Here is a 20,800-nt window from a genome sequence, read left to right as displayed (position 1 = left end):
TTGCTAATTCATTTAAAATTCAACTAAAAGAATTAGCTCAAAATAAGTTGCCAGAAAACGATCAAGTTATACAAGAACGTTTTGAAAAAGCTATTAATTATTTTTCTGAAGAAACTAAAAGCAAAATTATAGATGCTTATCAAAACTTTAGTTTTAGCACAGTTAACAAAGCTTTAGATAAAGATATTAGCAAACAATTAGATACAATTGAAGAACTTATAGCCACTAAAAAACTTTACTTCTCTGAATTAAATCAAGGTTTTGAAGTCAATAATTTTTTAGGTCTAAGAGCTAAATCGGTCTTTTTAACTAAAGACAAACCAAAAAAACTCAGAAAAACTGTCATTGATGGTACTACAAATATTGAATTATTTGAGCTGTTAAGAGAATTAAGAAATACTCTTGCGCAAGAACACGATTTAATCCACTATCAAATCTTTACCCAAAAAGCACTTTACGAGATGTGCGAAACCTTACCAACGACCAAAAAAGAATTATTACAAGTCAATGGTTTTGGTAAAGTGCGAGTTGAAAAGTATGGAAACGATATTTTAACTGTAATTAAAGAGTATTGTGAAGAGAATGATATTGATACTTCAGATGATACTCAATTTGAATTTGTAGAAGAAGAAAAGCCAAAACGTAAAAAGGGAGATACACAAAAAGAGTCTTTAGCACTTTTTAAAGACGGTAAAACTATAGAAGAAATTGCTCACATTAGAGAATTAAATGAAAATACAATATTCGGTCATTTGGCTAAATTTATTAAATCTGGTGAAATTAAAATTTCCGATTTAATGCCAAAAGCGCATTATCAAGAATTAAAAGAGTTAATACCAAAACAAAAGTTTGATACACTTTCAGATTTAAAACATCAACTAGATGATAAATATAGTTATGGTGAAATCAGGTTGGTTTTAGACGAATTAAACTCATAAAAAAAAGGCTTCAACATTACATGTGAAGCCTTTTTAATTTTATATAATTGAAACGTTACCCTTTAATAACACCTCTAGAAATTACAATTTTTTGGATTTCAGAAGTTCCTTCATAAATCTGAGTGATTTTTGCATCACGCATTAAACGTTCTACGTGGTATTCTTTTACAAAACCATTTCCACCGTGTATTTGTACAGCTTCAACCGTTTGTTCCATAGCAACTTTACTAGCGTATAATTTTGCCATAGCACTAGACATATCGTAATTGTTACCTTGGTCTTTATCCCAAGCAGCTTTCATTACTAACATACGTGCAGCTTCAATTTCTGTATACATATCTGCAAGTTTAAAAGCAATTGCTTGATGGTTACAAATTTCGGTACCAAAAGCTTTACGCTCTTTACTATATTTTAAAGCTAACTCGTAAGCTCCAGAAGCAATACCTAAAGCTTGTGCAGCAATACCAATACGTCCACCAGAAAGTGTTTTCATTGCGAATTTAAATCCAAATCCGTCTTCACCAATTCTGTTTTCTTTTGGTACTTTAACATCGTTAAATTGTAGCGTGTGTGTATCACTTCCTCTAATTCCTAATTTATCTTCTTTAGGACCAATATCAAAACCTTCCATACCTTTTTCAACGATAAAAGCATTGATTCCTCTGTGTCCTTTTTCTCTGTCTGTTTGTGCAATTACTAAATAAACATCAGATCTACCACCGTTGGTAATCCAGTTTTTTGTTCCATTAATTACATAATGGTCACCTTTGTCTATTGCAGTAGTTGTTTGCGATGTTGCATCACTACCAGCTTCTGGTTCACTTAAACAAAATGCACCAATTTGCTCACCAGTAGCTAATTTTGTTAAATATTTTTGTTTTTGCTCTTCTGTTCCAAAAGCTTCAAGACCGTAACAAACTAATGAGTTGTTTACAGAAACCATTACAGAAGCAGACGCGTCTATCTTAGATAACTCTTCCATAATTAATACGTAAGAAATCGCATCCATACCACTTCCACCGTATTTTGGGTCTACCATAATTCCCATAAATCCAAGTTCTCCCATTTTTCTAACTAAATCTTGAGGGAATTCTTGTTTTTCGTCACGTTCTATAACGCCAGGTAATAATTCTGTTCTTGCAAAATCACGAGCTGCGTCGCGAATCATTAAATGTTCTTCTGTAAGATTAAAATCCATAGTGGTATATAAAATTGTTAATTCAATAAAAAATGTCTTCAAAGATAACTTTTTATTAGCATTTTTTCAATCGTTATAGTTATTTTTACTCGATATGTTAAAAGAAAATTATCACATAGTAGGTGTTATGTCTGGAACATCTTTAGACGGAATTGATTTAGCTGAAATTAATTTTACTAAAAAAGATACTTGGCAATTTCAAATTTTGAATTCGAATACAGTATCATATTCTGAAGAATGGCTAATAAAACTTAAAAACTTAACCCAACAATCTATAAAAGATTTACAGCAAATAGATGTTGATTACACTAATTATTTAGCTGAAGTTATTACGACTTTCATTAAAAAAAATAACATAAATCAACTTGATGCAGTTTGCTCTCATGGTCATACCGCATTACACCAACCAGAACAAAAATTAACATATCAAATCGGGAATTTACCTGTATTGGCAGAACAATTAAAGCAAACTGTTGTATGTGATTTTAGAGTACAAGATGTACAATTTGGTGGTCAAGGTGCGCCATTAGTACCAATTGGTGATCAGCTTTTATTTTCGGAGTGTGATTATTGTATTAATCTTGGCGGATTTGCAAACGTGTCTACATTTATTAATAAGCAACGCATCGCTTTCGATATTTGTCCAGTTAATATTGTACTTAATAAATATGTACAACAATTAGGATTTGACTATGACGATAAGGGACATTTAGCTTCACAAGGAAAAATAAATCAACAACTATTAGAGCAGTTAAATGCTTTAGATTTCTATAAAAATTCATATCCAAAATCTTTAGGTTTGGAATGGGTAGAGCAGCAAATTTTTCCATTAATAGATAACTACAAATTAGAAGTAAAAGATATTTTGCACACTATGATTCATCATGTGGCGCAACAAATAGTAAAGGTGATTAACCAAAAAGATAATGCATCTGTTTTGCTAACTGGTGGCGGAACGTATAATGATTTTTTAGTTGAAAGAATTAAAGCTTTAACCAATGCTAAAATCGTTATTCCATCTGCTGAATTAATAGAGTTTAAAGAAGCATTAATTTTTGGCTTTTTAGGTGTGTTAAAATTAAGAAAAGAAAATAACTGTTTAGCATCTGTTACAGGAGCAAGTAAAGATCACTCTTCTGGGAAGATTTATAAATTTTAACAATACAATATCAGTAGTTTACTTAATTTTGAAGCTTTGATACAGCTTTTGAAAAGTATATCAAAAAATAATAACAATTAATAAATAATTAAAAAAATGAAACAACTATTACTAGCATTTGCATTACTAATTTCTGGATTAACTTATGCTCAAGATTTTGATGATAATTGGGAAGACAGATCAGAAAAGTTACCAGGTTACGTAATCACTAATAAAGGTGAAAAAATAGAAGGTTACTTAAAAAGATTCTTAAAAATTAAAAGTCAACGTAAAGTAAAATTCTTCAAAACTTTAGATGATAAACCAGTAGTTTATGATCCAAAAGATTTAAAAGCCTATAAAATTGGAGAAGATTATTACGAAACACATCCTTACGAAGGTTTAAGCGGAAAAACAAAAGTCTTTTTATTAAGAACAGTAGAAGGAAAAATTAGTCTTTTTGATTATTACATAAGAGTAGAAGATGATAAAGGCGCAGAAATGACACTTAAAAAAGATGGCAACAAAGAGATTATTTTAGACTTTGATGGTACAAAAATTCAAACAGAAGTGTTAGCAGTAAAAGATGGTGACGATTACCTAAAATTTGCTTCGCCAAAGGTATTGTTTAGCTTTAAAAATGTAATGAGTAAATACGTTAGTGATTATCCAGAATTAGCTAAAAAAATAAAAAGCAAAGAAAAAGGATATCGTGTTTTAGGTATTTTAAAAATTGTAAACGAATACAACGCACATTTTGAATAAGACAAAATTTAATATACTAACACTGTTGTTAATATTACTATCTACAACAGTGTTTTCTCAAACCGCCAATTTTACTTGGACAGATTGGGCAAAAAATGGTCATAATGGATATCAAAATCCAAATATTATTTTTCCAACAACAGAAGATTTTACAATCTATAGTATAGAAAAATCAGGATCTCATTTTTACGCACCAAAGCTAATTTACATTACAAAGCACGATTACAATCGTCAAGTTTTAAAGGATGTAAATTTTAAATTACCACAGCGTCAACGCTTGGATGCTACTTTAATAAATGTTATAGAAGGTGATAACAAACTTTACTTTTTCTCTAATATAGCTTTAAAAAAAGATGGTAAAAACGTGCTATACGTTCAGGTATTTGATAATGATAGCTTTACTATTTCAGAAGAAAAAGAGCTGTTTACCTTGCCTATAGAAAAAGTAAATAACTCAGGTTTTTTTAATGTAGAAATTTCTCCAGACAAAAACACACTAGCAGTTTTAGTAAATAATGTTTTTGAGAAAAAGCAAAACGAAAAAATCACAACAGTTTTATTTGATAAAGATTTAAATGAAATAGCTAATTCAAATTTCACTTTAAATTTTGAAAGCGAAAGAGCTTACAAAGAACAGCTTTACATCACTAATGATAAAAACATACATATTGTAAAACACACAGATATTTTTAAAAAAGAACCAAAAACAGCTGTTATCACAATAAACGGAACAGATAAAAAGACACAACAAGTTTCTGCTCCAGAGTTTTATATTTCAGACAGTAAAGTAATAACAGTAGCTAATACAAATTATCTAATAGGTTTTGCGACAGATAATGTAAAACCAGGTATTTCGGTTGGTGGAAAAAAAGATAAAAGCTATTTTCTTTACGATTTAACTAACGGAAATTTAGTAAGCAATCAAGGTTGGTCAGACGCTATACTTAAAAAAGTTTTAGGAAAAGGCTTTTTAGATTTAACAGTTCAAAATGTACTAACTCAAGATAACAACATCTATTTAATTGGCGAATGTTTTAAATCCGAAAGTGCCTTAAAAGAAGGCGCAAGTTTTGAGTATGATTACACGCATAATATAGGTCCAGGAATAGTTGTAAAGTTAGATACAGCAGGACAAGTAAAGTACGAGTCTTACTTAAAATATTCAGACACTTATAAAAATGAAGCTAAGCGTATAGCCTCATTTTATCCTTTTTTAAATAACGGAAAATTAAATCTGCTAACAACAGAAAAAGAATACGTTTTAAAAGAGAAAAAAATTGTTTTAGGTAATAGGAAAATCGAAGCAAGAGCAGTTATATTAAACACAATTGATGATACAGGAGATCAAACAATTGTACCATTTTGGGACAGTAAAGTTGGCGGCGAAGATTTAATAATAGACTTTGCGCCTACCTTTACAAAGCAAATAGATACTAATAATTTTGCCATTTATGGTTATGGTAATCTATATCATGCATTTGGAAAAATGATTTTAAACTAAAAACTTAACAATAATTTATAATAATAAAAATGGCTTTACTTTTAAAGCCATTTTTTGTTTTTTATATTTGTTGTTACTAATTAACAATTCTTCAATAAAATGAATCAACTAAAAACTTGTTTAAACCTAAACTAACTAGTTGATTTTATTCTTAAATAACTAAATGAAAGACTTACTAAAAATTTACGAAAATAAGGCGCCAGAAATTGTATTTAACTGGAAAGATTCAGAAACAGATGCAGAAGGATGGACAGTTATAAACTCTTTACGTGGTGGCGCTGCTGGTGGCGGTACACGTATGCGCAAGGGATTAGATATGAACGAGGTTTTATCTCTTGCTAAAACAATGGAAGTGAAATTTACTGTATCTGGACCAGCAATTGGTGGTGCAAAATCAGGAATAAATTTTGATCCAAAAGACCCAAGAAAACGCGGTGTTTTAGAGCGTTGGTATAAAGCAGTTTCACCATTATTAAAAAGTTATTATGGTACTGGTGGAGATTTAAATGTAGATGAAATTCACGAAGTAATTCCAATCACTGAAGATTCTGGTGTTTGGCATCCGCAAGAAGGTGTATTTAATGGTCACTTTCAACCTACAGAAGCAGACAAAATTAACCGTATCGGTCAATTACGTCAAGGTGTAATCAAGGTTTTAGAAAACGTAAACTATTCACCAGACGTTTCAAAAAAATACACAGTTGCAGATATGATTACTGGTTATGGCGTTGCTGAAGCGGTAAAACATTATTATGAAATTTATGGCGGAAATGTAAAAGGAAAACGTGCTGTAATCCAAGGATTTGGTAATGTTGGTTCTGCAGCAGCTTATTACTTAGCTCAAATGGGAGCAAAAGTGGTAGGAATTATAGATATTTCTGGAGGAGTAATTAATGAAAACGGATTTACTTTTGAAGAAATTAAAGAGTTCTTCTTAAATAAAAACGGAAATACTTTACTAGCAGAAAACATGATTCCTTTTGAAGAAATGAATCAGCGCGTTTGGTCTCTAGAAACAGAAATTTTTGCACCATGTGCAGCATCACGTTTAATTACTCAAGATCAAATTGACAAAATGATAAGTACAGGTTTAGAAGTCATTTCTTGTGGCGCAAATGTACCATTTGCAGATAAAGAAATTTTCTTTGGACCAATAATGGAGCAAACCGATGAGCGTGTAAGTTTAATACCAGATTTTATCTCTAACTGTGGTATGGCGCGTGTGTTTGCTTATTTTATGGAGCGTAAAGTACAAATGACAGATGAAGCTATTTTTAATGATACTTCAGACATAATCAAAAAAGCAATTCAAAACGTTTACGATAAAAGTCCTTTAAAGACTGAAATTAGTAAAACAGCGTTTGAAATAGCACTTAAACAACTTATTTAAATAAAACATGGAATCAGTAATTATTATTGTATTTGTAATTGGTTATTTAGCAATTACTTTAGAGCATAATTTAAAAATAGATAAACTTATACCAGCTTTAGTTATGATGGCTATAAGTTGGGCATTAATTTCTTTGGGGATAGATGCTTTCCCTCAATGGTTTGACTCTGCAAATCATGGTTTAGTAGATGGTTTTACATCTATGGCGCATGATAGTAAAATGCACTTAATGGAAGAAACATTATTACATCATCTTGGTAAAACAGCCGAGATTTTAGTGTTCTTATTAGGAGCAATGACAATTGTAGAAATTATCGATTATTTTGATGGTTTTTCTACAATCAAAACATTCATAAAAACTAAAAAGAAAAAAAACATACTTTGGATATTTTCTATTTTAGCTTTTATACTTTCTGCTATAATAGATAACCTTACAGCAACCATAGTTTTAATTTCTATTTTACAAAAAATAGTAAAAGATAGAAACGTACGTATTTGGTATGCAGGTATTATTATAATTGCAGCAAACGCTGGTGGTGCTTGGTCACCAATTGGAGACGTAACTACAACTATGCTTTGGATTGCAAATAAAGTGTCTGTTGGTCACTTAGTAGGCTATTTATTATTACCATCTTTAGTTTGTATGGTTGTGCCAACTTTTATAGCTTCATTTTTACCATCATTTCAAGGTCAATTAGAACAAGATGATAGTGCAGATGATAAACCAAAAAGTAGATTTAGTTCTACAATGTTATACCTTGGTTTAGGAGCTATTGTTTTTGTTCCAATTTTTAAAACAGTAACACATTTACCTCCATATGTAGGTATGATGTTTGCTCTTGGTGTAGTAGCGGTTTTTGCAGAAATCTATAGTTCTTCTAAATTTAGTTTAGCAGAAGTAGATCATACAGAAAGTGACTCTCATGCACATCATAGTCCTGTACACAGCTCTTTATCAAAGATTGAGTTGCCAAGTATTTTATTCTTTTTAGGAATTTTAATGGCAGTAGCTGCGTTAGAATCTTTAGGAATATTATTTGGGTTTGCAACTACTTTAAAAGAAGGTGTGCCAATGATTGGAACAGAATTACACGGAGAAGGTGTTTCTGATTTAGTAATTTTATTACTAGGTATTGGATCTGCAGTTATTGATAACGTTCCGTTAGTTGCAGCAAGTTTAGGAATGTTCTCAGAGCCTATGGATAACGAGTTATGGCACTTTATAGCATACTCTGCCGGAACTGGAGGAAGTATGTTAATTATTGGTTCTGCAGCAGGAGTTGTAGCAATGGGTATGGAAAAAATTGACTTTTTCTGGTACTTAAAAAAGATAGCTTGGTTAGCTTTAATCGGTTTCTTAGCTGGTGCTTTAACCTTTTTCTGGACAAGAACTTTATTTTAATAGACGAAATTCTAAATTGAAACGTTACATATAGGTACCTAAAATTTAAATATGATAAGCAATTTAATTCAAGACACTGCTCAAGAAGCTTCTGAAGTTTTACAAGATGGAGAATCAGTTGAAAAAACTTTATCTATAATAGAACTAATTACCTCTGGTGGTACAGCAGGTATGGTTATTATAGCGGTTTTAATTTTGATGCTAATCTTTACTTTATACATATACTTTGAACGTATTTTAACCATAAAAGAGGCTTCTAAAATAGATGCTAATTTTATGAATCAAATTAAAGATTATGTTAGTAATGGAAAAATTGATTCAGCCCAAAACCTGTGTTCAACAGTTAATTCGCCAGTATCAAGATTAATTAGTAAAGGAGTTTCAAGAATTGGTAAACCTTTAGAAGATATCAATACAGCAATAGAAAACGCAGGAAGATTAGAAATTTATAATCTAGAAAAAAACGTAAGCGTTTTAGCAACTATATCTGGTGCAGCGCCAATGATCGGTTTTCTTGGAACGGTAATAGGAATGATTTTATCAATATTTGAAATAGCTAATTCTGGCGGATCTATAGATATTAAAACATTAGCAGACGGTTTATACACCGCAATGACAACTACTGTAGCAGGTTTAATAGTAGGTATTGTTGCTTACATAGCATATAACCATTTAGTTGTTAAAACAGACAAAGTGGTGTATCAAATGGAAGCTAATTCGCTAGAGTTTTTAGACTTATTAAACGAACCTAGTTAATATGCGATTAAGAGGAAGAAATAAAGTAACACCAGAATTTAACATGTCGTCAATGACCGACATTGTTTTCTTATTGCTTATCTTTTTCATGATTGCATCCACATTAGTTTCTGCAGAAGCTATAGATTTACTATTGCCAAAGTCTTCTAGTAAAACGACGCAAACAAAAAATGTTTCTGTAAGCGTAGATAAGGATGTAAATTATTATGTAGACATGAAAAAAGTGTCTAAAGATAATTTAGAAGCAGAAGTTTTAGCAAAAGTTGGTCAGTCAGATTCGCCTAGTATCACTATACGATCGGATCAAGATGTAGAGATGAAACATGTGGTTTATATTATGGATATAGCCAACCGCAATAAGATAAAATCTACTTTAGCAGTTAAGTCGAAGTAATTTTTAAATGAAATATTTAAACACCAAACACGAACGAAATTCAGCAAAAATAACAGCACTAATTGTGCTTATTTTATTGCTATTGTTATTTGTTGTTGGACCTCAATATATGGATCCGCCAATAGAGTATGGTGTTTCAGTAAATTTCGGTAACTCTGCGGTAGGTAGTGGTAATGTGCAACCAGATAAACCGGTTAAATCTGAAGATTTAAACATTAATAAGCAACCACAAGAGGAACAAGCACAAGAAGAAACTCAGGAAGAAGCTGCAGCATCTACAAACGAAACTTCAGAAGAAGTGATTACTCAAGAATCTGAAGAGGCAATAGCAATAAAAAAACAGAAAGAAGCAGAAGCTAAAGCAAAAGCAGAAGCCGAAAGAAAAGCCAAAGAAAAAGCTGCAGCAGAAGAGAAAAAGCGTCAAGAAGAAGCAAAAAAGAAAGCAAAACTAGATGCTATGATGGGTGGACTTAATAACTCTAATGGTGAATCTAGCGGTAGTGAAGGTGATGACAACCAAGCAGGCGATAAAGGTCAGTTAAACGGAGATCCTTATGCGCCAAGTTATTTTGGTGATCCAGGTACTGGAAGTGGCGGAGTTGGTTACGGACTAAATGGGAGAGGTAAACCTACAAAGCAAATTTATCAACAAGATTGTAATGAAGCAGGATTAGTTGTTGTAAGAATTGAGGTAGATCAAAACGGAAACGTTGTTAAAGCAGAACCAGGAGCAAAAGGCACAAAAAATACAGCTAAGTGTTTATTAGAACCAGCTCGTAAAATTGCATTATCTCATAAATGGAAAGCAGATCCTAATGCGCCAATCCGTCAAGTAGGTTTTGTGAGTATTAATTTTAAATTAGGGCAATAAAAGCCATGACCTATCAAGAGACTGTTAATTGGATGTTTACTCAACTTCCAATGTACCAAAAGCAAGGTAAAACAGCATTCAAAAAAGATTTGACTAACACATTGTTGTTAGCTAATCACTTAAATAATCCACAGCATAAATTTAAATCTATCCATGTAGCTGGTACTAATGGTAAAGGATCTAGCAGTCATATGTTAGCATCTGTTTTACAAGAAGCAGGCTATAAAGTAGGTTTGTATACGTCACCTCATTTAAAAGATTTTAGAGAGCGAATTAAAATAAATGGAGTAGAAGTAAGCAAGCAATTTGTAATCGGTTTTATTAAAAGAAATAAAGCTTTTTTTAAATCAAATCCATTATCTTTTTTTGAAATGACTGTTGGTATGTCGTTTGACTACTTTGCAAAACAAAAAGTAGACATTGCTATAATAGAAGTTGGTTTAGGAGGAAGATTAGATTCAACAAACATTATCATTCCAGAAGTTTCATTAATTACTAATATTGGTTATGATCACACACAGTTTCTTGGAGAAACGTTACCATTAATAGCATCAGAAAAAGCAGGTATAATTAAATCTAATGTTCCTGTAGTAATTAGTGAAACCCATAATGAAACTAAACCTGTTTTTGAAGAAGTAGCTAATCAAAATAACTCAAAAATATATTTTGCAGATAAAATAATTAAAGCGAAGTATTCAACTGATTTGCTTGGAGATTATCAGAAGAAAAATATTAAAGGTGTTTTGAAGACACTTAAAATTCTTCAGCAGAAAAATTATAAAATTTCAGATTTAAATATAAAAAACGGACTTCTAAATGTAGTAAAGAATACTGGATTAAAAGGACGTTGGCAAATATTACAAACAAAACCCAAGATTATTTGTGATACAGCACATAATAAAGAAGGGTTGAGTATAACTATGACACAATTGCAAAAAGAACAATTTTATAATCTTCATATTGTTTTTGGAGTAGTTAATGATAAAGATTTAAGTCAAGTTTTTAGTCTTTTACCTAAAAAAGCCACATTTTATTTTTGCAAACCTGATGTTCCAAGAGGTTTGGATCAAAATATTTTAAGAGATCAATTTTTTGGTGAAGGTTTTGTTGGAGAATCATATCTATCTGTAAAAGAAGCTGTTGATAAAGCAATAAGCAGAGCAAATGATAATGATGTGATTTATATTGGAGGAAGTACTTTTGTTGTTGCAGAAATTTTTTAAAAATTTTTTCAAAAAAGTTTTTGCATATTCAAAAACTAGTCTATATTTGCAATCCAATTACGAAGGGCGCGTAGCTCAGTTGGTTCAGAGCACTTGGTTTACACCCAAGGGGTCAGGGGTTCGAATCCCTTCGCGCCCACAAAAAAAAGGTCTTCTTTTGAAGACCTTTTTTATTTTATAATAATTCTAAAACTCTTTCTAGAGCCATACCTCTAGATCCTTTTATTAGTATAGTTGAGTTGCTAATTTCTTTAAAGTTTAATTTGAAATTTTCAAAAGAAGAAAATTTTTCGATTTTATAGTTTTTACTAGATACTTTATTAAAGTTTTCTCCGATAAGATAAATTTTATCAAGATTTAGTTTTGTAACCAAGTCAGCTATATTTTGATGTTCTATAGATGCATCATTTCCTAATTCAAACATATCACCTAAAATAGCTATTTTACGCTTATCAGAAAGCTTATTTAAGTTGTCTAATGCAACTTCCATACTAGAAGGATTTGCATTGTAAGCATCCATTATTATTTGGTTGTTCCCTTTTTGTATTATTTGTGATCTATTATTTGTAGGTACGTAACTTTCAATAGCAGATTTAATATCATCTGTTGATACTTTAAAGTGTTTGCCTATTGTTGTTGCAGCACAAAGATTTGTAAAGTTATATGTGCCTATTAAGTTTGATTTAATTATTGTATTGTCAAAAGAGAAAGCTACAAATGGGTTTACTTCTTTAAATTCTATTTGATAATCACATTTTTCTTTTGATGAAGAGAAACATATTGTTTTTTTATAGTCTTTTAATTTTTGTTGCTGAATTTTATCATCACTATTCATAAAGATATCTTTGTTATTTTCAATCAAGTGATCATATAATTCGCTTTTACCTTTTATAATTCCTTCAACACCTCTAAACCCTTCTAGGTGTGCTTTTCCGAAGTTTGTTATGTATCCATAATCAGGCTCAGCTATTTTGCATAAAAACTGAATTTCTTTTTGATGATTTGCACCCATTTCTACTATACCTATTTCGGTATTTTTATTCATAGAAAGTAATGTAAGAGGTACACCAATATGATTATTTAGGTTACCTATAGTAGCTACAGTTCTATATTTTTTAGAAAGTACAGCATTAATTAATTCTTTAGTTGTTGTTTTTCCGTTACTTCCGGTTAAGGCTATAATGGGTAAGTCTAAATGTTTTCTATGGTAGTTTGCTAATTTTTGTAAAGTTTCTAGTGTGTTTTTTACGCAAATAGTTTTATTATCTATAATATATTCTTCTTGATCAATTATAGCATATTTAGCGCCTTTTTCTAGTGCTTGTTTAGTAAAAGTATTGCCGTTAAAATTATCGCCGCTTAAAGCAATAAATAAACAGTCTTTAAATATTTTTCTTGTGTCTGTACATACACCTGTACAGTTCAAAAATTTATTATGTATTTGTTCTATTGTCATAAAATAAAAGTATAAAAAAAGTCCTAACAAATTTGTTAGGACTTTTAATTTATTCAAATATTTATTGAATTAGTTTTTTGTTTTGCGGTTACCTTTTGATTTAGATCCAACTCTTGACATAGCACATCTAAAACCAATATAGTCTGTTGCCATGTTTTGAGGATAGTAACGTCTTTGTGCTGGGTCTAACCAGTACTCTCTGTCTTTCCAAGATCCACCTTTGTAAACTCTTACTTCGTCGTTTATTAAAGAAGTACGTCTATCTGATTTGTCGTATTCTCTAATAAAGTTTCCTGCAGAATCTACTTCGATGTTGTGTTTAGGTGAGTTGTACATTTTTCTTGTAAACTCATCTGTAGAAGCTTCACCTTCTTCTTCATCAAAGTCTGTGTAGTATCTTGAAGATTGAACATCTCCATCTCTAAAGTTTCTGTTATCACTTCTATCAAAGTTTGTACGTAAGTATGTTTCTTTTTCATCAACTGGTTGTGTTGCAATTTCTCCAGGTAGATCTCTTGCAATTACATCTCCATTTGGAAGTGTGTCAAAAACAATTTCATCAGTAGTTACAACTTTAACAGTACCTTCTTCTGTGATAACGTTTTTAGTATAAACGTTTCCTCTGTAATAGTTAAAGTCATTAAATTCGTCATCTACTATAGGTCTGTAAACATCAGCAACCCATTCTGCAACGTTTCCTGCCATGTCGTATAAACCAAAATCATTTGGATCATAAGATTTTACTTGAGCAGTAATATCTGCGCCATCATCAGACCATCCTGCAATACCACCGTAATCACCTTTACCTTGTTTAAAGTTAGCTAATTGATCACCTCTAATCTTACGTTTTCCTGATCTTGTATATTGACCATCCCAAGGATATTTTTTACGACCTCTATATACATTATAACTTCTTACTTCAGATAAGCCTAATGCTGCATATTCCCATTCTGCTTCAGTAGGAAGTCTGTATTTAGGAGAAATTAATCCTGTTTCTCTAGACGCATAAACATTAATTTCTTCTCCTGCTGCATTTGTTTGAGCTTTTAATTTTCCACCTCTTAAAATATCTTCGTTTCCTCCGTAAGTTTGAGTTGGACTGTTAATATATGTATCTGTGCTAAAGTTAGCGTCTGCAGTTGCTTCTAATTCGCTCCCTTGTTTTAAGTATCCGTTTTGTTGAAGTTGTAATTCGTTAACACGATCTGTTCTCCAGTTAGCAAATTCGACAGCTTGTATCCAACTTACACCAACTACAGGATATTCTCCATAACCTGGGTGACGTAAATAGTTTTCTGTCATAACTTCATTATATCCTAAACGGTTTCTCCATACTAATGTGTCTGGTAAAACACCGTTATATATTGCTCTAAAGTTTTCTTCTTCTGGTGGATATGTTCTTTTAATCCAATCTAAATACTCAAGGTACATTTTGTTAGTTACCTCAGTTTCATCCATGTAAAAAGATTGAACGTGCTGTTGTGTAGGAGTATTGTTCCAGTCGTGCATAACATCGTCTTGGACTCTACCCATTGTAAAAGTTCCTCCTTCAACAAAAACTAATCCTGGAGCTGTTTCTTGCTCTTTAAATTTGGTGTTATATTGAAAACCACCATCTTTTGAGTTAATGTCCCATCCTGTAGCTCTTGAAGTGTTTGAGCCACCACCAGATCTTTTACAACCTACCAAGGTTAGAGATACTGCTAAAACTAGACATAACCTTGATAAAAATACTTTTTTCATATTCATGCGTTTAGAATAAAAATGTTTTTAAGAGGACGCAATATAAGAATTATACCCAACACTACAAGAGATTTTAGCTTTTTTGAATAAAAAAAATATTGCACTTAATCCTATTTATTTACTTTACAACGATGTTTTATGTGAGTTTTATCGTTGTTTTCAGTCACTATAACGTGTTTATTTCAATTTTATTATTGTAATTTTGAAACTGTTTTATGAAATTATTAAGAATTAAATAATATCATATAAAATTAGACGTTATTATTGCAATGAAAAAGATTTTAATTGTACTTGCTGTACTATTTGTTTTGCCACTTTTTTCTCAGCAGAAAAGTGTAACCTTAAATTGGGATTCTTACAAAACACTTAAAGCAGATGGCTTTTCGGTTGTTGTTCCGGCATTTTTACCTGAAGAAAATTTTAGCTTTGATTTAGATAACGGTGTTATTTATTCTAACGAATGGAAAACATCAATACCAGTTAATGAAAATTCTGTAAACCTATCTAATGTAACCTATCAAACAGTAACTATAGAAGAGCTAAAGGGATTAAAACTCTCTTCAATTCCTTCTACTTTAGAATATTCTTTAAAAAATGCAAAAGGAAGAAAAGATAGCTATGCTGTATTTAGACTTAAAACCTTTGTTAAAGAAGGAAACCGTATTAAAAGAGTAAAGTCTTTTACTATTAATTACATTACTAGTAATTCAAATTCTTTTAGAAGCTCAAGTTCTTTTTCTGTCATTAACTCAGTATTAGCAAACGGAAGCTGGTATAAGTTTGAAGTCCAAAAATCTGGAGTCTATATTTTAAATAAATCTTTTTTAAGTCAACTAGGAGTTAATGTAGATAACGTAGATCCAAGAAATATAAAGATATATGGTTATGGTGGAATGATGATGCCTTACAATAACGTAGCAAATTTTCCTTTTGATCCAATTGAAAACGCTATTAAAGTAGTAGGAGAAACAGACGGTGTTTTTAATGATTCTGATTATATATTATTTTATGCTCAAGGACCATCTGCAGATGTTTATAATACAAGTATTAATACTAATATAAATCCTTATACCGATAAAACGGTTTACTATATAAACATAAGCTCTGGCAATGGTAAACGTATACAGAATTACATACAACCAACAGGAAGTGTTAGTGCATCATTTACTACTTTTCATGACTATAAATTTCATGAAGTAGACGAAAGAAATCTTGTTTTTGTAGGGCGAAGATGGTTTGGAGAAGAGTTTAATGTAGAAAACTCACAAAGCTTTAGCTTTGATTTCCCTAATTTAGTTGTTACAGAACCAGTAAATGTTAGAGTGCATACCGCATCTACCGCATCTAATAGTACAACTTTTGGAGTTAGTGTTAATGATACTCAAATAGGTAGTATTAATCATTCTAGCGCAAATTCTTCAGATGGTGTTTATGCTACAGGCGGTAGTCTTACTCAAAATATTAATGTAAGTTCTAATACAATAAATGTTGGTTTAAACTATAATAACCAAGGTAATCCAAGTGCTAATGGATATTTAGATTATATAGGTGTAGAAGCTGTAAGAGATTTAGATTTTATTGGTGATCAATTTAAATTCTTTAACCGATTAGCTTTTCAAGGAACTGGTGTAGCATCTTACACTTTATCAAATGCAAGTCAAGTTCAAGAAGTTTGGAATATTACAGATTTATATAACGTATCTTCAATTGTAAATGAAGGAAACGCTACATTAAATTTTAATACAAATTTAGGTGTAGAGAATAAATTTGTAGCAGTAACCTCTCAAGACTATTACATACCTACAATACCACAAAATGCTATAGTTGGTAATCAAAATTTAAAAGGCTCAATTTTTTTAGATAACAACGGAAACTTTCAGGATATTGATTATTTAATACTAACAACAACTTCTCATTTAGGACAAGCAAATCGTTTGGCTCAAATTAATCGTGAAAAATATGGGTTAAATGTAAAGGTTGTAACGCTTGGCTCTATTTATAAAGAATTTGCTACTGGTAACCCAGATATTGCAGCTATAAGAAATTTCGTAAAATACGTTTATGATAATGCAAGTTCACCAGAAAATAAACTTAAATACCTGTGCCTTTTTGGAGACTCGTCATTTGATTACAAAGGAAGAATTTCATCAAACACATATAATTTTCCAACATGGAATGCTTACAGTAGTTTTAATCTTTCTAACTCTTTTATTTCAGATGACTTTTATGGGTATTTAGATTTAGGAGAAGGAAACTTAGATGCTTATAACAGTGCAAATAAATTAGATGTTGCTTTAGGTCGTATCGTAGCAGATTCTCCACAATTAGCAAAAGATATGGTAGATAAAATTGTTACTTATCACTCTAAAGATGCTTTAGGTGTTTGGAGAAATAACTTTGTGGTCATATCAGATGATGTTGATGAACAATGGGAAGCAACTCTGCAAGAAACAACAGATCAAATAGCTAATGAAGTATCCTTAAATAAACCTTATATAAATGTAACAAAAATTCATTCAGATGCTTATCAACAAGTGGCTTCTGCTGGAGGAGATAGATATCCAGAAGTAAATGTAGCGATAGCAAATGCAATAGAAAAAGGAGCTTTAGTTGTAGATTATTTTGGACATGGAGGAGAAGATGGTTTAGCAAAAGAGCGTATCATGCAAAAACCAGACGTACAAGCATTAAATAACGAGTGTAAATTAAATCTGTTTATTACCGTAACTTGTGAATTTACAAGATTTGATAACCCTTTAAGGGAAACTGCAGGAGAATTAATTTATTGGAATAAAGATGCAGGAGCAATAGGTTTAATAACCACTACTAGACAAATATTTGTAACTGTAGGAAGAGATTTTAATGAAATATTAAAAGAATATTTATTTTCTTTTAGTGATCAAGATACTTATGACGATCATGAATATCCTAGTGCTGCAGAAGCTTTAAGATTAGCAAAAAATGATCCATCATTTACATCATCTCAAAAAAGTCTAGCGTTTTTTATCGGTGATCCTGCATTAAAGTTAGCATTTCCTCAGCCTAATATAAGACTAACAAAAATAAATGATGTTCCAGTAGGTCAAAACACAGATGTTCTACAAGCGTTAAGTTATGCTAAGCTTTCTGGAGAGGTAACAGATGTTAATGGAAATGTGTTAACAGACTACAATGGTACTTTAACAGCAACAATCTATGATAAAGAAATTGAAAGACAAACCTTAGCTAACGATAATACAACAAATAATAACGGGACTATTTATTTAGATTTTACAACTTTAGGAGCATTAGTGTTTAGAGGTCAAGCTTCTGTAACCAATGGGCAATTTGAGTTTGATTTTATCGTTCCCAAAGATATAGGTATACCTGTAGGGTATGGAAAAGTAAGTTTCTATGCTGTAAAAGAAGATTCTTTAGAAGACAAAACAGGAGCTAGTGTTAATACCCTACAAATTGGAGGTATAAATCCAGATGCAGAAGAAGATAATTTGCCACCAACAATTCAACTATACATGAATGATGAAACTTTTGTTTCTGGAGGAATTACTAACGAGTCACCAATGATCTTAGCAAAATTAGAAGATGAAAACGGTATTAATACAGCAAGTGGTATCGGGCATGATATAGTTGCGATTTTAGATGGTGATGAGGTTAACCCATTTGTGTTAAATGATTACTACACTGCAGATGTAGACAATTATACTAAAGGATCATTAACTTATCCATTAAGAAATTTAGAGCCAGGCTTACACACCTTATCACTAAAAGCATGGGATGTATACAATAATTCTTCTACTACCGAGATACAATTTGTAGTGCATGAAGAAAATGAAAATTTAGTATTGACAAACGTCTTAAACTACCCAAATCCTTTTGTAAATTATACAGAGTTTTGGTTTAGTCATAATAGCTCAGAAGCATTAAATATTTCAGTCCAGATATTTACAATATCAGGTAAATTGGTGAGAACACTTAACGGGACAACAGGAGCAAACGGTGGTTCATGTTGTGGTGGCTCTGCAGCAGGAACTTCGAGAGATATTATTTGGGACGGACGTGACGATTTTGGTCAAAAAATAGGAAAAGGAACTTATATTTATAAACTAAAAGTACACTCACCTTCAACAAATAAAACCACAGAGAAAATAGAGAAACTTGTAATACTATAATAATAAATTATATTTGCTAACAAATTATATATATGAAAAATAGATTTTTAATAATTGTAATATTCTTTTTAACAATCAAAGGGTTTGCGCAAACAACAATTATTCCTGACTATGCTAATGATACTAGGGTAATCACTACAGGAGTTCCTTTTTTATTAATAGCACCAGATGCACGTGCAGCATCACTAGGAGATATGGGTGTAGCTACATCTGTAGACGCTTTTTCTCAGCAATGGAATGCTTCAAAATATGTTTTTTCAGAAGATAAATCAGGAGTAGCAATAAGTTACACACCATATCTAAGCAAATTGGTTAATGATATTTTCTTAGGAAATGTAACATACTTTAATAGAATAAATGAAAATAGTGCTTTTGCTGCAAGTTTTAAATATTTTTCTTTAGGAGATATAGAATTTGTTGAAGATGAATTTTCAGAAGCATTAATACAAAGACCTAATGAGTTTACTGTCGATTTATCATACGGACTTAGATTAAGCGACCAATTTGGTATGGCTGTTACAATGCGTTATTTAAGATCAGATTTAAAACTAAATACAGGTAATAATGATAACTCTGCAGCAAGTACATTTGGCGTAGATATTTCAGGTTTTTATCAAAGTGAAGAAGAAGCTTACAGTGATTTTAATGGTCGCTGGCGTGGTGGATTTGCTATCCAAAATATCGGACCTAAATTTAAGTATGACGAAGCAGGTGTAGAAAATTTTCAGCCAACCAACTTAAGACTAGGAGGAGGATTTGATTTCATATTTGATGAATATAACAAATTAGGAGTGACAGTAGAGGTAGCAAAGTTGCTAGTACCAACACCTCCAATTTTAGGTGATGAGTATGAATACATAGATGAAAATAACAATGGAGTTTATGATGAAGGTGATACTTTAGGAGATATTGTTAATTCTAATGTAGTTTTCTCTGGTCAAGATAACGATGTGCCATTTTTATCAGGGATTTTTCAATCTTTTGGTGATGCACCAGGAGGTTTTAAAGAAGAGTTACAAGAATTTACCTACGCTTTAGGAGCAGAATATGTTTATCAAGATGCATTCTCACTAAGAGCAGGATATTTTAATGAGCACGAAACTAAAGGTGCACGTAAGTTTTTTGCTTTAGGAGCAGGATTTAAATACAACGTGTTAAACTTAGATATGTCGTACTTATTTTCATCATCAAAAGTGCCAAGTCCTTTAGAAGGAACATTAAGGTTTTCTCTAACCTTTAACCTTGGAGCTGGAGAATACGATGAATATTAGAAAATATTAAAAAGACGTTAAAAAGAAACTATTGCGAAAGCAATAGTTTTTTTGTCTATAATTGTTTAGTATCTTTATTAATATGAAAGAAGTGAAAATAGAAACAACTTTGCAGGTTTATGATCATTTAAATGATACACCAAAAGAAGTTCAAGATTTAATGGAACAAGCAATAAGTGCCAGAGAAAAAGCTTATGCACCATATTCTAAATTTAATGTAGGCGCTGCTTTGTTATTAGAAAACAAAGAAATAATAACAGGTAGCAATCAAGAAAACGCTTCATATCCTTCAGGATTATGTGCAGAACGTACAGCAATTTATTTTGCAGGAGCTAAATATCCTGAAGAAAAAATAATAAGAATGGCTATTTCTGCAAGTTCAAAAATACATACAACAATAACACCTATACCTCCTTGTGGAGCTTGTAGACAAGCTATATCAGAGTATGAAAACAAACAAAACCATCCAATAGAAATTTATTTTATGGGGGAATCAGGAAAAGTAGTAAGGTCTAACTCTTTAGCAAATCTTTTACCATTAGGTTTTGATAAAAGCTACCTATAACGATTTCGTTAATTTTTTAT

At 31.3% G+C, this 20,800-nt stretch carries 16 protein-coding genes and 1 tRNA gene (1 of these 17 running past the window's edge); 14 read left to right on the top strand and 3 right to left on the bottom strand.

Annotation, left to right across the window (positions count from 1 at the left end):
- A protein-coding gene (locus INR78_RS02710; RefSeq protein ID WP_223077365.1) for a helix-turn-helix domain-containing protein crosses the window boundary here: on the top strand, nt 1–938 show its 3' end. Its footprint begins 1,501 nt before the window's first position; only the last 938 of its 2,439 coding nucleotides appear in the window; its start codon lies beyond the left edge, outside the window; the stop codon is at nt 936–938.
- A gap of 55 nt (nt 939–993) precedes the next feature.
- On the opposite strand, the gene INR78_RS02705 is transcribed toward INR78_RS02710, so the two are convergent.
- On the bottom strand, nt 994–2,136 hold the full coding sequence (locus INR78_RS02705; RefSeq protein ID WP_027880325.1) for an acyl-CoA dehydrogenase: 1,143 nt from the start codon (nt 2,134–2,136) through the stop codon (nt 994–996).
- A 94-nt stretch (nt 2,137–2,230) separates the two neighbouring features.
- On the opposite strand from INR78_RS02705, the gene INR78_RS02700 reads away from it, so the two are divergent.
- The 10 genes from INR78_RS02700 to INR78_RS02655 all read left to right on the top strand — a co-directional run bounded on the left by INR78_RS02700 (nt 2,231) and on the right by INR78_RS02655 (nt 11,715).
- The gene (locus tag INR78_RS02700) at nt 2,231–3,295 is read left to right on the top strand and encodes an anhydro-N-acetylmuramic acid kinase (RefSeq protein ID WP_223077364.1); all 1,065 of its coding nucleotides are present in this window, start codon (nt 2,231–2,233) and stop codon (nt 3,293–3,295) included.
- 96 nt (nt 3,296–3,391) lie between these two features.
- Complete coding sequence (locus INR78_RS02695) at nt 3,392–4,039, top strand: hypothetical protein (RefSeq protein ID WP_027880327.1); 648 nt, start codon at nt 3,392–3,394, stop codon at nt 4,037–4,039.
- On the top strand, nt 4,032–5,540 hold the full coding sequence (locus tag INR78_RS02690) for a hypothetical protein (protein ID WP_223077363.1): 1,509 nt from the start codon (nt 4,032–4,034) through the stop codon (nt 5,538–5,540). The genes INR78_RS02695 and INR78_RS02690 overlap by 8 nt, the downstream gene beginning before the upstream one ends.
- Nucleotides 5,541–5,703: 163 nt before the next feature.
- Nucleotides 5,704–6,930 (top strand): Glu/Leu/Phe/Val dehydrogenase dimerization domain-containing protein, encoded by a 1,227-nt coding sequence (locus tag INR78_RS02685; protein WP_106678780.1) that lies wholly within the window; start codon nt 5,704–5,706, stop codon nt 6,928–6,930.
- Nucleotides 6,931–6,937: 7 nt separating this feature from the next.
- The gene (gene nhaD, locus INR78_RS02680) at nt 6,938–8,332 is read left to right on the top strand and encodes a sodium:proton antiporter NhaD (RefSeq protein ID WP_106678782.1); all 1,395 of its coding nucleotides are present in this window, start codon (nt 6,938–6,940) and stop codon (nt 8,330–8,332) included.
- A 51-nt stretch (nt 8,333–8,383) separates the two neighbouring features.
- Nucleotides 8,384–9,088 (top strand): MotA/TolQ/ExbB proton channel family protein, encoded by a 705-nt coding sequence (locus INR78_RS02675; RefSeq protein WP_223077362.1) that lies wholly within the window; start codon nt 8,384–8,386, stop codon nt 9,086–9,088.
- Nucleotide 9,089: 1 nt separating this feature from the next.
- On the top strand, nt 9,090–9,482 hold the full coding sequence (locus INR78_RS02670) for a biopolymer transporter ExbD (RefSeq protein WP_027880332.1): 393 nt from the start codon (nt 9,090–9,092) through the stop codon (nt 9,480–9,482).
- Nucleotides 9,483–9,489: 7 nt separating this feature from the next.
- Nucleotides 9,490–10,353: an energy transducer TonB gene (locus INR78_RS02665; RefSeq protein WP_223077361.1), complete on the top strand. Its 864-nt coding sequence runs from the start codon at nt 9,490–9,492 to the stop codon at nt 10,351–10,353.
- Between the two features lie 5 nt (nt 10,354–10,358).
- A complete protein-coding gene (locus INR78_RS02660; protein ID WP_223077360.1) occupies nt 10,359–11,576 on the top strand; it encodes a folylpolyglutamate synthase/dihydrofolate synthase family protein in 1,218 nt (405 codons plus the stop codon).
- A gap of 64 nt (nt 11,577–11,640) precedes the next feature.
- Nucleotides 11,641–11,715: transfer RNA gene (locus tag INR78_RS02655), tRNA-Val, on the top strand.
- 36 nt (nt 11,716–11,751) lie between these two features.
- Here INR78_RS02655 and murF read toward each other — a convergent pair.
- A complete protein-coding gene (gene murF, locus INR78_RS02650; protein WP_223077359.1) occupies nt 11,752–13,032 on the bottom strand; it encodes a UDP-N-acetylmuramoyl-tripeptide--D-alanyl-D-alanine ligase in 1,281 nt (426 codons plus the stop codon).
- 69 nt (nt 13,033–13,101) lie between these two features.
- Entirely contained in the window at nt 13,102–14,781 is a 1,680-nt protein-coding gene (gldJ, locus tag INR78_RS02645; RefSeq protein ID WP_223077358.1) for a gliding motility lipoprotein GldJ, read from the bottom strand.
- Between the two features lie 263 nt (nt 14,782–15,044).
- On the opposite strand from gldJ, the gene porU reads away from it, so the two are divergent.
- The 3 genes from porU to cdd all read left to right on the top strand — a co-directional run bounded on the left by porU (nt 15,045) and on the right by cdd (nt 20,780).
- The gene (porU, locus tag INR78_RS02640) at nt 15,045–18,944 is read left to right on the top strand and encodes a type IX secretion system sortase PorU (RefSeq protein WP_223077357.1); all 3,900 of its coding nucleotides are present in this window, start codon (nt 15,045–15,047) and stop codon (nt 18,942–18,944) included.
- A 32-nt stretch (nt 18,945–18,976) separates the two neighbouring features.
- A complete protein-coding gene (gene porV, locus INR78_RS02635) occupies nt 18,977–20,215 on the top strand; it encodes a type IX secretion system outer membrane channel protein PorV (RefSeq protein WP_223077356.1) in 1,239 nt (412 codons plus the stop codon).
- A gap of 82 nt (nt 20,216–20,297) precedes the next feature.
- Nucleotides 20,298–20,780, top strand: a complete 483-nt coding sequence (gene cdd / locus INR78_RS02630) for a cytidine deaminase (protein WP_027880339.1) — start codon at nt 20,298–20,300, stop codon at nt 20,778–20,780.
- The last annotated feature ends 20 nt before the right edge of the window (nt 20,781–20,800 follow it).

It is taken from the genome of Mesoflavibacter sp. SCSIO 43206 (assembly GCF_019904215.1).
Lineage (GTDB): Bacteria > Bacteroidota > Bacteroidia > Flavobacteriales > Flavobacteriaceae > Mesoflavibacter > Mesoflavibacter zeaxanthinifaciens.
The sequence above is the reverse complement of the archived record's forward strand: the minus strand, read 5'-3'. Positions and strand labels throughout refer to the sequence as shown.

Coding starts and splice junctions, on each gene's coding strand:
- INR78_RS02705 (WP_027880325.1), bottom strand. CDS start 2,136: ATGGATTTTAATCTTACAGAAGAACATTTAATGATTCGCGACGCAGCT.
- INR78_RS02700 (WP_223077364.1), top strand. CDS start 2,231: ATGTTAAAAGAAAATTATCACATAGTAGGTGTTATGTCTGGAACATCT.
- INR78_RS02695 (WP_027880327.1), top strand. CDS start 3,392: ATGAAACAACTATTACTAGCATTTGCATTACTAATTTCTGGATTAACT.
- INR78_RS02685 (WP_106678780.1), top strand. CDS start 5,704: ATGAAAGACTTACTAAAAATTTACGAAAATAAGGCGCCAGAAATTGTA.
- nhaD (WP_106678782.1), top strand. CDS start 6,938: ATGGAATCAGTAATTATTATTGTATTTGTAATTGGTTATTTAGCAATT.
- INR78_RS02675 (WP_223077362.1), top strand. CDS start 8,384: ATGATAAGCAATTTAATTCAAGACACTGCTCAAGAAGCTTCTGAAGTT.
- INR78_RS02670 (WP_027880332.1), top strand. CDS start 9,090: ATGCGATTAAGAGGAAGAAATAAAGTAACACCAGAATTTAACATGTCG.
- INR78_RS02665 (WP_223077361.1), top strand. CDS start 9,490: ATGAAATATTTAAACACCAAACACGAACGAAATTCAGCAAAAATAACA.
- INR78_RS02660 (WP_223077360.1), top strand. CDS start 10,359: ATGACCTATCAAGAGACTGTTAATTGGATGTTTACTCAACTTCCAATG.
- murF (WP_223077359.1), bottom strand. CDS start 13,032: ATGACAATAGAACAAATACATAATAAATTTTTGAACTGTACAGGTGTA.
- gldJ (WP_223077358.1), bottom strand. CDS start 14,781: ATGAATATGAAAAAAGTATTTTTATCAAGGTTATGTCTAGTTTTAGCA.
- porU (WP_223077357.1), top strand. CDS start 15,045: ATGAAAAAGATTTTAATTGTACTTGCTGTACTATTTGTTTTGCCACTT.
- porV (WP_223077356.1), top strand. CDS start 18,977: ATGAAAAATAGATTTTTAATAATTGTAATATTCTTTTTAACAATCAAA.
- cdd (WP_027880339.1), top strand. CDS start 20,298: ATGAAAGAAGTGAAAATAGAAACAACTTTGCAGGTTTATGATCATTTA.